The 13,050-nt window shown below is 37.9% G+C and carries 11 protein-coding genes, 1 rRNA gene and 7 pseudogenes; 7 read left to right on the top strand and 12 right to left on the bottom strand.

Annotation, left to right across the window (positions count from 1 at the left end):
* Positions 1-16 precede the first annotated feature (16 nt).
* A pseudogene (locus OO773_RS06490) lies at positions 17-340 on the top strand (nucleotidyl transferase AbiEii/AbiGii toxin family protein); the annotation flags it as partial.
* Here the strand turns inward: OO773_RS06490 and OO773_RS10045 are convergent.
* The 3 genes and pseudogenes from OO773_RS10045 to OO773_RS06480 all read right to left on the bottom strand — a co-directional run.
* Positions 264-701: a hypothetical protein gene (locus OO773_RS10045; RefSeq protein ID WP_406600074.1), complete on the bottom strand. Its 438-nt coding sequence runs from the start codon at positions 699-701 to the stop codon at positions 264-266. The pseudogene OO773_RS06490 and the gene OO773_RS10045 sit on opposite strands and share 77 nt — an antisense overlap.
* A gap of 11 nt (positions 702-712) precedes the next feature.
* Positions 713-1,084 (bottom strand): hypothetical protein, encoded by a 372-nt coding sequence (locus OO773_RS10040; protein ID WP_406600073.1) that lies wholly within the window; start codon positions 1,082-1,084, stop codon positions 713-715.
* Positions 1,081-1,374: pseudogene (locus tag OO773_RS06480) on the bottom strand (tyrosine-type recombinase/integrase); the annotation flags it as partial. The pseudogene OO773_RS06480 and the gene OO773_RS10040, both read right to left, overlap by 4 nt.
* On the opposite strand from OO773_RS06480, the pseudogene OO773_RS06475 reads away from it, so the two are divergent.
* The 4 genes and pseudogenes from OO773_RS06475 to OO773_RS06460 form a co-directional block, all read left to right on the top strand.
* Positions 1,374-1,756, top strand: a pseudogene (locus tag OO773_RS06475) (CAAX protease); the annotation flags it as partial. The pseudogenes OO773_RS06480 and OO773_RS06475 overlap by 1 nt on opposite strands.
* Before the next feature lie 69 nt (positions 1,757-1,825).
* Complete coding sequence (locus OO773_RS06470) at positions 1,826-2,050, top strand: hypothetical protein (RefSeq protein ID WP_264828733.1); 225 nt, start codon at positions 1,826-1,828, stop codon at positions 2,048-2,050.
* Positions 2,022-2,102, top strand: a pseudogene (locus tag OO773_RS10210) (nucleotidyl transferase AbiEii/AbiGii toxin family protein); the annotation flags it as partial. The gene OO773_RS06470 and the pseudogene OO773_RS10210, both read left to right, overlap by 29 nt.
* Before the next feature lie 150 nt (positions 2,103-2,252).
* Positions 2,253-2,825, top strand: coding sequence for a hypothetical protein (locus tag OO773_RS06460; RefSeq protein WP_264828487.1), 573 nt, complete (start codon positions 2,253-2,255; stop codon positions 2,823-2,825).
* Between the two features lie 469 nt (positions 2,826-3,294).
* Here the strand turns inward: OO773_RS06460 and OO773_RS10030 are convergent.
* From OO773_RS10030 to OO773_RS06430, 7 genes and pseudogenes are all read right to left on the bottom strand, one after another.
* Positions 3,295-4,215 (bottom strand): annotated as a pseudogene (locus OO773_RS10030) (relaxase/mobilization nuclease domain-containing protein); the annotation flags it as partial.
* Between the two features lie 72 nt (positions 4,216-4,287).
* Positions 4,288-5,280: pseudogene (locus OO773_RS10025) on the bottom strand (relaxase/mobilization nuclease domain-containing protein); the annotation flags it as partial.
* 343 nt (positions 5,281-5,623) lie between these two features.
* Positions 5,624-5,806, bottom strand: coding sequence for a hypothetical protein (locus OO773_RS06450; RefSeq protein WP_264828486.1), 183 nt, complete (start codon positions 5,804-5,806; stop codon positions 5,624-5,626).
* A 350-nt stretch (positions 5,807-6,156) separates the two neighbouring features.
* Positions 6,157-6,369 carry a hypothetical protein gene (locus OO773_RS06445; RefSeq protein ID WP_264828485.1) on the bottom strand — a complete coding sequence of 71 codons (213 nt, stop codon included), beginning with the start codon at positions 6,367-6,369 and terminating at the stop codon, positions 6,157-6,159.
* Positions 6,370-6,489: 120 nt separating this feature from the next.
* Positions 6,490-6,669, bottom strand: coding sequence for a hypothetical protein (locus tag OO773_RS06440; RefSeq protein ID WP_050780203.1), 180 nt, complete (start codon positions 6,667-6,669; stop codon positions 6,490-6,492).
* Positions 6,656-6,904, bottom strand: a complete 249-nt coding sequence (locus tag OO773_RS06435; RefSeq protein WP_050780202.1) for a hypothetical protein — start codon at positions 6,902-6,904, stop codon at positions 6,656-6,658. Before OO773_RS06435 ends, OO773_RS06440 begins: the two co-directional genes overlap by 14 nt.
* Before the next feature lie 210 nt (positions 6,905-7,114).
* A complete protein-coding gene (locus OO773_RS06430) occupies positions 7,115-7,252 on the bottom strand; it encodes a hypothetical protein (protein WP_158650292.1) in 138 nt (45 codons plus the stop codon).
* Positions 7,253-7,371: 119 nt separating this feature from the next.
* Between OO773_RS06430 and OO773_RS06425 the strand changes: the two genes are divergently transcribed.
* Positions 7,372-7,605 carry a hypothetical protein gene (locus tag OO773_RS06425; protein WP_141556982.1) on the top strand — a complete coding sequence of 78 codons (234 nt, stop codon included), beginning with the start codon at positions 7,372-7,374 and terminating at the stop codon, positions 7,603-7,605.
* A 203-nt stretch (positions 7,606-7,808) separates the two neighbouring features.
* Here OO773_RS06425 and OO773_RS06420 read toward each other — a convergent pair.
* Both OO773_RS06420 and OO773_RS06415 read right to left on the bottom strand, forming a co-directional pair.
* A pseudogene (locus OO773_RS06420) lies at positions 7,809-7,985 on the bottom strand (DUF262 domain-containing protein); the annotation flags it as partial.
* Between the two features lie 320 nt (positions 7,986-8,305).
* A 16S ribosomal RNA gene (locus OO773_RS06415) occupies positions 8,306-9,806 on the bottom strand.
* Positions 9,807-10,223: 417 nt separating this feature from the next.
* On the opposite strand from OO773_RS06415, the gene napA reads away from it, so the two are divergent.
* On the top strand, positions 10,224-13,049 hold the full coding sequence (napA, locus tag OO773_RS06410; protein ID WP_050780205.1) for a periplasmic nitrate reductase subunit alpha: 2,826 nt from the start codon (positions 10,224-10,226) through the stop codon (positions 13,047-13,049).
* The last annotated feature ends 1 nt before the right edge of the window (position 13,050 follow it).

Below are 13,050 nucleotides of genomic sequence, written 5' to 3'. Positions count from 1 at the left end.
ATGGAGAATATTTTACATGTCCTTTCTATCAATCCCTATCAATGAAAAGAGCCTTAGTTTTATCAAAAACAACTTTCAAGCTCAAATTCAAGCGTATTTTTTTTCCAAACTATTGCTATTTCAGCCTTTGTGTTTAGGGCTTAATCCTAGTAGTATTAAGTTTGGAGGAGGCACAGCTTTGAGCATGTATTACTTCCAGCATAGATTAAGCTTTGATATTGATTTGTTTGTCAATGATGCTCAATGTTTGGGATTTTTTAGCCCTAAATTATGGATAGATAATTGCAGTCATTTTGATAGCACAAGATACATAGACCAACATAATCATATAGGCGTAACTTAATATTATTTGAACTATGGAGCTGATATTTGGGTTTTAACCAAGTAATTTTATAATCGTTTTCGCCACTCATATTAGCCATAGCAGATAAGGTTTGTCTAGTATCATAAGTGCTTTCTTCAAAATCTTTTTTATATTGTCTAATATAACTTCTTTCGCCAAAGGCTAATATCTTTCCTTCATCACTATATTCTTTAATGCCAAGTGCTTTATAAGTATTCTCTCTACTTATACCCCCAAAGCGTTCGTGCCAATCATCAATAAAACTTTCAGCTCCATTATCAAAAGCGTTCTCAAGCATGGTTTGAAGTTGCTTTTTATTTGAGAATTCTTTAGAGTGTTCTTTCATTTCAAAAGCCATAAATTTTTGCCTTAAAACTTTAGCTTTTTCTTTAATTTCTTTGATTTTTTTGCAAGTTCTTCTTTATCTTTAGTGTCTTCTTTATTGATTAAATTAAGGGCTTGTTTATGTTTTTCTTCTTCTACGCATTCAAAAATCTTTTCTCTATATTCTTGCGGAAATTCTTTAGATAAATTCCAACCACTATTCAAGTATTGAGAGCCGTCCACCTTAGTATTACAGCTAGTCAGCGTATCTTCTTTGATATTGTGTAGTTTTACTCGTTTCAATAAGTCTTCATCGCTTAATAAAGGCTTTGCCATTAAGGGAGCAGTAGCACCTAGTAAAACCCCAGCTAATAAGCTTGTTTTTAAAGTTTTATTCAAACCATTTAATTTAATCATTTTTCTATTCCTTTTAACTTAACTTGAATTGTAATCATTGTAGCATAGAAATTTAAAGAAATACTATCTATCAAACTATCAAATACAAGAGCCACTTTCTTGTTATGCTCTTGTGTGGTATGAATATAAATCTTAGTAGAGAGTAAGGAGCTATGCCCTAACGCCCTTGAAGTTAAAACTAAGTCTTGGGTTTCTTGATAAATGAGTGTTGCAAAACTATGCCTAAATAGATGTAAGCCTGTGCCATATTGCTTATAGTGTTTGATTTGAGCTAGTTTAAAGATTAAACGACAGCCTAGAGCAATATAAAGAAAATTTAAAACTTATTTCTTTCATCACGCTAAAATCTCTAGCTTAGAAATTTATTTACGCAACGCTTTAGATTATTGTTTAACCCAAATCAAAGGGAATGATTGGGTATTTAATGAAGATTCTTTAACAAATTTAATTAACGAGCTAAAAGAAAAGAAAAAAGAAATCACGTATTCTTTGAAATGTTCTAAAATGTCTTTAGGGGCAGTGATTAGGCTTATTTTTTGTTATAAATTAGAGGGGGTAATATTAGATTTGAGAACCTATAGTCTTAAGGCTTATTACAAAGATAATAAGGATACTTTGCTTATTAAGGTAAGTCTTTATCGTTTAAATGTCTGGGTAAGCTTTCTTTGGTCTTAGCAAAGGCTAGGTTTTTAAGCGTAAAATCAAAGCTATAACGCCTTTTTCTATCCAAATAATCAAAGAATTGTCAATAACTCTATTGGCAATAAAGATAAGCATGTGAGTTTAGAGTATCTTATAGGGCTTTTTATGGATAAAAAAACAACTAATCTAAGCAATACTGACAAGTATATTATAGGTACAATTCAAACAGAGGCACTAGAGCAAGAAATAGAATGGTTTTCACAAGACTATCACATTCCTATGGAGAATATTTTACATGTCCTTTCTATCAATCCCTATCAATGAAAAGAGCCTTAGTTTTATCAAAAACAACTTTCAAGCTCAAATTCAAGCCCTTCACATCTTGAATGGGCGTAAAGTTTTTAGCCTTAGTGTATAAAAAGGCTTTGAGATTACAAAAGAGTTCTCTCTGAGATTTAGTGAGTTTGTTAACTTCCAGCATAGATTAAGCTTTGATATTGATTTGTTTGTCAATGATGCTCAATGTTTGGGATTTTTTAGCCCTAAATTATGGATAGATAATTGCAGTCATTTTGATAGCACAAGATACATAGACCAACATAATCATATAGGCGTAACGAATAAAGACAACATTAAAATAGATGTTTTAGTGGATTATGCTAGTAATGAGAGATATGTAGATAATTCTAAAAAGATTTTTGCTTTTGATATTTATATAGAAAGTTTAGAAAATATTATCGCTAAAAAGATTACTTTTAGAAAAACTGATAATAAAACAAGAGATATTTTTGATATAGCAGTGGCTTTGCATAATGACAATAATTTATTTGACAAGCTTTTAAGTTCTCAAAAAATAACTAAGCAAGACTTACTAACTCTTCAAAATTCTTTGCAAGAGTTAGATAAAAAGCGTTATAGCATAGAAATAGATATGGTAGAACCCATTTCACATTATAAAGACCTTTCTTTAAGTGCTTATGATTTTTTAATAGACAAAATAGACCAAATTAAAACAGCGACTTACTCAAATTCCCATGACAACGCAGATGATTTAGACAATTCCAATGAATACACTCCCACACCTAAGCGTAGGCGATAAATAATATCATTAAGAAAGTATTTGATAGTGCTTAGTTATTTTATCAGTTGTGGAAGGAATGATTAGTCAAGGCTTGTGTTATTTAAGTTAGGTTGTAAGCGGTTTGTATCATTAACATTTAGGATTAGAGGGGTTTTTTGTTTGGAATGCGTTCTCTATAAAATCTCAATGATTTTAACAACCCTTATAAAACTAATCATTTTTAATTAGCAATAAAACATTAAATAGTTAATTAAAATTATCTAATGCTAGATTATTTATCTTAATAAGATTTTAAGGCGTTTTTGATTGTGAGTTAATAGTTTGTCTTGTCTTATAGCCTTCTTATTCTCTATCAAACTATCAAATACAAGAGCCACTTTCTTGTTATGCTCTTGTGTGGTATGAATATAAATCTTAGTAGAGAGTAAGGAGCTATGCCCTAACGCCCTTTATTAAGAACATTAAAGGCAATCATCGCTTGAGAGCATTATCTATTACGCCCTTTAAAGTTTGTGTTGTCATTTTGTTTTAATCCAGCATGAGCTTTAGGGTCATCATCAAGCTCATTAGAGTGCAAGGTGTTAGCTTGTTGTTTAGCTAATTCTTTAGCTTTTTCTCTTTCTAGCATAGCTTGATAGTGTGCTTTAGCTCTAGCTTGTTCTTTTTTACCAAACTCAATCCAAGGCTCATCGTTGTTAGGTTCTTTTGTGATGGCTTGAATTTCCTTTTGCTCTAGCTTAGTATCTTTAGCGTGTTCTAGGACTTTTTGAAGTTGCGAAATGTCATAGTGGGTTAAGAACCTATTAGCCCCTATGATTTCATTACAGATATAGACAATATCCTTAGAGAGTTTAGAAAATTGTTTGTTTTGTTTGAGAAAGTCTTGCTTTTCTTTTAATGAAAAGGTCTCTTTATGGCTCTCTAGGGCTTTGAAATAGCTCTCTTTGGCTCTTTTAAACTCTTCTTCTTTTGTTTTTAAGTCTTGTTCCAAAAAAAGCAGTCTTTCTTTGGCTAATAAAAGCATGGTGTTTTGATAATCTTGTAATTGCTTACTCACTAGCTCATAAGTGTTATCATTAAGCTTATAAGTGGGGTCATCTTGTTTAGCTTTAAAGCTTCCTAGCATGAATTGATATTTTCTAGCACTAAAATAAGCGTTTTTAAAAGTTTTAAGTGTGGGGCGTTTATCCTTAGGAAGTTCTAAGGCTTTGGCTAAAAAGATAGGATTAGTTAGAGTGTTATATTGTGTGTTTTGCTTGGTTTTAACAACATTCCTTAATTGAGCTAATAGTAGGTGTGAGTTTTTATCTAAAAGGCGTTTGTCTAGGTGTTCTAACTTGCTTAAAAGCATTTCTTTTTTCTTTAACACAGAAAAGCCCTTAGTCTCTCTTTCAAAGTTTTTGTCTAAGCTCCCTTATTAAAATATAAAAAGAAATCTTAAAGAATGAGAGTTTTATGTTTTTTAGTTTGTTAGGTTCTAAAAGCGGTCATATAATTCGTGTTTGCTCGTGTTTTTTAAGTGTTCGCTCACTGGCTTTCTTTTGTCTATTCTGTCAATATCTAGGTTTTCTTTTTCATCATCGCTTGTGTCTTTGTGGTTAAAGAGGGCGATTTTAAATTCAGAAATCTTTTGTTTTAAAGGGGTGCTTTGGTTGTTTTGAATGTCTAGGGCTTGGGCTTTGTTTTTATATTTGAGTTCTTGTAAATACTCGCTTTGTAAAGCCTTGTTTAAGTCCCACTCATCTTGTGGGGTTTTGATTTGCTCTAAGGCTTTTTCTTCTTTTTCTAAGTCTTGTAATTGAAATTTGATATTGTCTAATTCCTTGAGTTTAGGCTCATTGACATACAAGTATTCCTCGCTCAATAAATGCTCATTTAGTCTATAAGCAAACTCGCTTCTTAATTCGTTAAAAAATTCCTTACAATCCTCACGCCCTTTAAAACGCAGTCTTCTTCGTGTTAGTTGATTAGTCTTGTTGATAAAACAATGGATATGGGCATGGTCTTGATGAGCGTGTGGCACAAGGGCAAACTTGTATTCAGGCAACCTTACTTTTAAGGTCTCCCAAGTAGAGTTTAAAAGCCCATGCATAGTTTCTTCATCTGGTTTATCTTTGATAGAAAAAACTAAGTGCATAGCCTCATTATAATCTTTAGTCAAATCAAAGTCATTGAGCCAACTTTCTAAGATGAATTGCTTATCACACTCCAAAAACATTTCATTATAGGCTGTTTCGCTATTTTCTAAAGCATAATTTAGGGCATTTCCTAAGTGGGAGCGTTTCATTTGCCCTATGTTTTTAATAAGCACAGGACTAGCTGTTTTTGTGCCAACTAGATTAGATTTAATAGACTTTGAGTTAGGGTTAAATTGATTGAATTTAATCAACAATTTCTTATCAATTTTATCGCTATCACTAGGTCTAGGCTTTCGCATATGCTCTAAAATATCATCTAAGAAAGATAAGTCCATAGGGCGACTATCTAGCTTAGTATCTAATATAGCCTATAGCCCTATCTAGCATACAAACCCTTTAAGACTTAACAACATTGCTAAATTTTTATCTAATTCGCACACTTTCAAGCTAAACTTCTTTCCCTTACTAACAAGGCATTTAAAACGCCCAAATTTTATTTGAGCTAAACGCTCATTTAAGAGCTAGATTTTTAATTTAAATCTAGCGATAGCCCAATTCTTTGTAGCATAGCACAAAGAATTGAAAAAAGACCTAAATCAAAATACGGTGCAGGATAACACCATGTGTGCGTACACATTAGGTTAAAACTTCGTATTCAAGGGACTTGGAGCTAGATTTTTAAAAAATAAGAGTACAGATATAGACAATATCCTTAGAGAGTTTAGAAAATTGTTTGTTTTGTTTGAGAAAGTCTTGCTTTTCTTTTAATGAAAAGGTCTCTTTATGGCTCTCTAGGGCTTTGAAATAGCTCTCTTTGGCTCTTTTAAACTCTTCTTCTTTTGTTTTTAAGTCTTGTTCCAAAAAAAGCAGTCTTTCTTTGGCTAATAAAAGCATGGTGTTTTACAAAAAAAGAACTTATAGCCCATTGATACGAACTTGTAAGCAAAAGTTAGAGAACTAGATAGCTACATTGATAAAAACTAAAAGCCATAAGTTAGATTGTATGGCTACAGCACTAAAATAAGAAGGAAAAAAAGTTTTAAGTGTTGTTTGCTCTAATGGTAGGAACTAAATTGTCTATACGATTAAAAACTAAAATGACACAGTGTTAGAACTTACTAGAAACTCGCATGATAACTTACAGCTAGAGCCAAAGAACTTCCAGCTCATTTCATAAGAACTTAGGCGTTTGTCTAGGTGTTCTAACTTGCTTAAAAGCATTTCTTTTTCTTTAACACAGAAAAGCCCTTAGTCTCTCTTTCAAAGTTTTTGTCTAAATCATTGAGAATAGCAAAAATCTTACATTCTTTAACTTTGCCGCTTAAAAATTCCTCTGTACGCTCTTTGCTAGCCTTTTTTAAAAGAGCCTGCCTTTGCTCTTTTGTAGTGGAGTGCCTAATTCCATAGCGCGCTGCCTCTCCCATGTTTACATGCTTATAGTCGCTACAGCTTTAATGTACAAATCAATCTTAGCAGCAGCCAGTGCAAATCCTCCACTTGCACAGATCCCTAAAACCCCAATTTCTTCTGGATTAACAAAAAACCTAGTCTGTAAATAATCCACCGCTGCTAAAGTCTTCAACAAACATATCGGGGAGCACACCATTGCGCGGAACTCCGGCACTCTCCTCCCAAAAGCTCAAATCAAAGGCCAAAACCACAAAGCCTTTTTCTGCCATCTTTGTCGCATAAAGGCTTGCAGATTGCTCTTTAACAGCTCCCATAGGATGTCACAAGAGCGGGGTATTTTTTGCCCTCTTGCATGTTTTTTGAGGTAAAGAGTTTTCCGACTACCTCTAATCCATATTGGTTTTTAAAGCGCACTTCTTGGACTTTAACCCGCGTACTCACATAAAAATTATTGCCCTTAATCAGGCTTGGCTTTGTACCCATTGTTTTAAATTCTTGAGCCTGCAGAGTGAGGCACAACATAGCAAAAAAGACTAAAAATAGACGCATAACCCAATCCTTTCTATATTCATTAAGGCGCGCGTATTATAAGTCTAACATGAAGGTTTGTCAAGAAAGGGGGTTTGAATAAAAGTACCATGAAAAGAATTGCCCACGCGTATTTTAGTCTTGTAGTGTGTGGATCAACTAGGTTAAAATTAGCGTTATAATCTCTCTTTAGAACACAGCCACATTAGAGCTATATACCCCCCAATCTTTTTAGTGATCTAAATAATCCCCCAAAGACTCCTCAAAAACCTTCAAATGTTTGTTGAGATTAGGTAAAAATAGATCCAGATCTTCTAACAATTTTAAAATAGCATCAGCGTGCAAACAATCATAAATACCTTTAAACATCACCTCCTCTGATGTTTTACTTTTAAGACTTAATTTGGGGTTTTGTTCATCCCAGCCTAATCTTGTATCTATTTTATGGTGTAGTTCTATGCTTTTTTCTAATTTTGTATTGTTCCTCCATGCAAGGAACACATCAAAGATATGAGGAAATACACGACTACTATAGACTAGGTGCAGAACAATACGCCCACCACCCTCGCATAACACGGGCAGCATACAATCCTTATCACCATAGAACTGCAGAGATCAAAAAGGTAGAGGCTTATATTCGCAAAGAAATGGCGGACTTTGATATTAAAAAGAAAAATTTTACTTTTGAGGAAAAACACCGCTTATTGACATACTCCCCATAGCTAAAGCTAGGGGATTATTAGGATCATCAAGGCTTGCTAGGTGGCGGGTCTTGTAGCCTCTATACAATTAATAAGGCCTACAATGCCGCTAAATTGCAAGCGCCTAACTTTTTGGCATAGTGCCTTTAATCTCTTGGCTAAAGCCAAGAACTTCACGGCACAAGCTACAAATGCTAAATACTTAGTTAGAGATAAAGGCTTACAACTTCCCAAAATAGCATGGAGCTAATGGGATAACCACGCATTAAAGAGTCAAATAGCTCAGCCACCTGCTCGGGGGACTAAACATACTCTCTTTGGAATGCAGGGAGCAAATACTCCCTATTTTTGATCTTTTGCATCGCCTCATGGATACTAACAGGAGATTGAAAACCAGCCATTTTAACCCCTACATACCTAACATTTAATCGATGAGCACAATAATTCAAGGAAAGTCCGCTCCATTCTAGCGTTTTTGTAATAAAAGTTCCTCAATATTGATCAATTCTGTGATTTTTCTGTGTACACTAGCGTTCCAATTCTTGTTAATCCTTGACTCGTGGCGTTTTTAGAGGGCACATTGTGTGGGGGAAGGCTAAAAATTCTTGGGAATAAACGGCTAAAAAGGCAAGCCATCATTAACATTGGCTTTATTAACACCTAAGCAAGAGAGCCTTGAGCCTGTGGCCCTTGCAAACAAATGCAAGGGCATTTCTCTAAGAAAGGAGGTGATCCAACCGCAGGTTCACCTACGGTTACCTTGTTACGACTTCACCCCAGTCGCTGTGTGTGCCGTGGGCAGTAGCTGCTTTAGCATCCTGACTTAAGGCAAACACAACTCCCATGGTGTGACGGGCGGTGAGTACAAGACCCGGGAACGTATTCACCGCAACATAGCTGATTTGCGATTACTAGCGATTCCAGCTTCATGCAGGCGAGTTGCAGCCTGCAATCCGAACTAGGAGGTGTTTTATAGATTAGCTCTGCCTCGCGGCTTTGCATCTCTTTGTGCACCCCATTGTAGCACGTGTGTAGCCCTAGGCGTAAGGGCCATGATGACTTGACGTCGTCCTCACCTTCCTCCTGCTTACGCAGGCAGTCTTCTTAGAGTGCGCAGCATAACCTGTTAGCAACTAAGAAAAAGGGTTGCGCTCGTTGCGGGACTTAACCCAACATCTCACGACACGAGCTGACGACAGCCGTGCAGCACCTGTTTTCAGGGTCTAGCAAGCTAGACACTCCCCTATTTCTAGGGAATTCCTTCAATGTCAAGCCTAGGTAAGGTTCTTCGTGTATCCTCGAATTAAACCACATGCTCCACCGCTTGTGCGGGTCCCCGTCTATTCCTTTGAGTTTTAATCTTGCGACCGTACTCCCCAGGCGGGATGCTTAAGGCGTTAGCTGCATTACTGGAAAGACAAAGCCTCCCAACAACTAGCATCCATCGTTTAGGGCGTGGACTACCAGGGTATCTAATCCTGTTTGCTCCCCACGCTTTCGTGCAATCAGCGTCAGTGATGTTCCAGCAGGTCGCCTTCGCAATGAGTATTCCTCTTGATCTCTACGGATTTTACCCCTACACCAAGAATTCCACCTACCTCTCCCACACTCCAGAAGGATAGTTTCAAATGCAGTTCTATGGTTAAGCCATAGGATTTCACACCTGACTTGTCCTCCCGCCTACGCACTCTTTACGCCCAGTGATTCCGAGTAACGCTTGCACCCTCCGTATTACCGCGGCTGCTGGCACGGAGTTAGCCGGTGCTTATTCGTTAGATACCGTCATTATCTTCTCTAACAAAAGGAGTTTACGATCCTAAAACCTTCATCCTCCACGCGGCGTTGCTGCTTCAGGGTTTCCCCCCATTGAGCAATATTCCCTACTGCTGCCTCCCGTAGGAGTCTGGACCGTGTCTCAGTTCCAGTGTGTCCGCTCACCCTCTCAGGCCGGATACCCGTCATAGCCTTGGTGAGCCTTTACCTCACCAACAAGCTGATAGGACATAGACCAATCCTTTAGCGATAAATCTTTCCCTCGTAAGGTAGTATTTGGTATTAATCACCATTTCTAGTGGCTATTCCAAACTAAAGGGCATGTCATCTATGCATTACTCACCCGTGCGCCACTAATCAACCTAGCAAGCTAGGCTTCATCGTTCGACTTGCATGTATTAGGCACGCCGCCAGCGTTCACTCTGAGCCAGGATCAAACTCTCCATAAAGTTAATCCTAAACTGGCTCAAGATTACTCTTAAGTTTTAACTAGGTTTTTAACTAGAGTTCTTAAGCCAAAGACAAAAAACAAAAAGTAAAAACAAACTTGGCTACAAGACTCTCTTGCTTAAATGTCAAAGATCACTTGCTTTAGCATTTGCTAAGCACTTGCTATTTAGCAAAAGGGGCATTGTATAGTTTTTAAGCTTAAGGGGGGCTTAATTGGTCGCTAAACCCAAACCCACCTAACAACAAAAATAAGAGACGCATCGTGTCTTGGCGTTTATTTAAGTGGGCTTGATATGATCAACTTATTAAATGTGCCCTTATTTTCCATATGCTAGCTTTCTAAAAACAGGTTGTGTTACTAAAAGACTAACAATTTTTAGTATAATGGGGCACTAACTTATTATAAAGGAGAGTCTATGTCATCTGAAGCATCAAAACACGACAATCCTATTGAGGATAATAGCAGACGGGATTTTTTAAAATCAGTGGCCATCACTTCGGCTATGGGTAGTGCAGGCTTACTCACCCCCCCAGCTCTAGCCGCAAAAGCCCAACAGGCCCAAAGAGATTGGAAATGGGATAAGGCGGTGTGCCGTTTTTGCGGTACAGGCTGTGGAATCATGGTTGCTACCAAAGATGATAAAATCGTGGCCGTTAAAGGCGATCCACTAGCTCCTGTAAATAGGGGTTTAAACTGCATTAAAGGTTACTTTAACGCCAAAATTATGTATGGGGCTGATCGCCTAGTTGAGCCGCTTTTGCGAGTAAATGAAGTGGGCGAGTTTGATAAAAAAGGTAAGTTTAAACAAGTTTCTTGGAAACGCGCCTTTGATGAAATGGAAAAGCAGTTTAAAAAATACTACAACGAAATCGGGGTTACTGGCGTTGGGGTTTTTGGTAGCGGACAATACACAATCCCGGAAGGCTATGCGGCTAGTAAACTTATGAAAGCCGGCTTTAGAGGCAATAATATCGATCCAAATGCGCGCCACTGCATGGCTAGTGCGGTAGCTGGGTTTTTACAAACCTTTGGCATTGATGAACCCAGCGGGTGTTATGATGATATTGAAGAGACAGATACAATCATCACTTGGGGGGCGAATATGGCAGAAATGCACCCCATTTTGTGGTCTAGGGTGAGTGATAGAAAACTTAGTAATCCGGATAGAGTACGCGTTGTTAATCTCACCACTTTTTCTAACCGCACTTCTGGTGTAGCGGATATGGAAATTATCTTTACACCTAATAGCGATCTAGCTATCTGGAATTATATCGCTAGAGAAATTGTTTATAAACACCCTGAAGTCATCGATCAAGACTTTGTTAGTAAACACACCATCTTTACAACCGGCTATGCAGATATTGGCTATGGCATGCGCAATAACCCCAACCACCCTAAATTCCGCCCCAGTGAAAAAGAGATCGTAAAAAAGCAAAATGCCATCACCCTAGATAAGGAAGAGGCAGTTGCTTTGCAACATTTAGGGGTTAAAGCAGGTCAGGTATTTGAAATGAAACACCAAAAAGAGGCGGGTAAACACTGGCAAATTACTTTTGAGGAATTTAAAAAAGCTCTTGAGCCCTATACCTTAGACTATGTCGCGCAAGTGGCTAAAGGCGATGCTAACGAGCCTTTAGATGGCTTTAAAGAGAAATTGAAAACTTTAGTTAGTCTTTACATAGAAAAGGGGCGCAAAGTTGTGAGCTTTTGGACTATGGGATTTAACCAACACACCCGCGGTTCTTGGGTCAATGAACAAGCTTACATGGTGCACTTCCTCTTAGGCAAACAAGCTAAACCGGGCTCTGGGGCATTCTCTTTAACTGGTCAACCTAGCGCTTGTGGGACTGCTAGAGAGGTGGGTACTTTTGCTAACCGCTTGCCAGCTGACATGGTTGTTACAAACCCCGAACATGTCAAAACAGCTGAAAAACTCTGGCACTTGCCCAAAGGCACAATTAATCCCAAACCCGGTTATGACTTTTTAGCGATGATGCGTGCGCTTGAAGATGGCAAGGTCAAATTTATCTGGGTACAGGTTAATAACCCTTGGCAAAATACGGCTAATGCTAACCACTGGATTGCAGCAGCTAGAGAAATGGATAATTTTATCGTGGTGAGTGATTGTTATCCCGGGATTAGTGCAAAAGTAGCAGATTTAATTTTGCCTACTGCGATGATTTATGAAAAATGGGGGGCTTATGGCAATGCAGAGCGCCGATCACAACACTGGAAACAACAAGTTACACCGGTGGGTTCTGCAATGAGTGATACTTGGCAAATTTTAGAATTTGCTAAGCGCTTTAAACTCAAAGAGGTTTGGAAAGAGCAAAAAGTCAATGATAAGCTCACACTGCCAAATGTTTTAGCTGAGGCTAGAAAAATGGGCTATCATGAAAATGATACGCTTTATGATGTACTCTTTGCCAATAAATACGCTAAGAAATTTTTAGCTAGCGATCCTGTTGGCAGGGGTGCGCCTAACTCAGAAGTGCATGGGGATAGACGGCATGTAATAGGCAGTGATGGCAAACCCTTTAGAGGTTATGGTTTCTTTATCCAAAAATATCTTTGGGAAGAATACCGCAAATTTGGCATCGGGCATGGGCATGATTTGGCCTATTTTGATGACTACCACCGCACTAGAGGTTTGCGCTGGCCTGTGGTTAATGGTAAAGAAACTAGATGGCGCTTTAACACAAAATACGATTACTACGCTAAAAAGGCCGCGCCTGATTCAGACTTTGCCTTTTATGGAAAACTCATGAAAAAGGTAGTGAGTGGCGATCTGAAGGGTCCACAAACTAAAGAACCCAAAAGTCTAGAAAATAAAGCCAAAATTTTCTTTAGACCCTTCATGAAAGCCCCCGAGCGCCCTGATAAAGAATACCCTTTCTGGCTAGCTACCGGGCGGGTTTTAGAGCACTGGCATAGCGGTACAATGACTATGCGCGTGCCTGAGCTCTTTAGAGCAGTGCCTGAAGCGCTTTGTTACATGAATATCAAAGATGGGGAAAAATTAGGGGTTAATCAAGGCGATGCGGTGTGGATTGAATCACGACGCGGCAGGGTAAAGGCTAGGGTGGATATGCGCGGGCGCAATAAACCCCCCGTAGGTTTAGTTTATGTGCCTTGGTTTGATGAGAATGTTTTTATCAATAAGGTTTGTTTGGATGCTACTTGTCCTATCTCTAAGCAAACTGACTATAAAAAATGTGCGGTGAAGATCACTAAGGTTTAAA

This window comes from Helicobacter suis HS1, from assembly GCF_026000295.1.
GTDB classification, from domain to species: Bacteria; Campylobacterota; Campylobacteria; order Campylobacterales; family Helicobacteraceae; genus Helicobacter; species Helicobacter suis.
The sequence above is the reverse complement of the archived record's forward strand: the minus strand, read 5'-3'. Positions and strand labels throughout refer to the sequence as shown.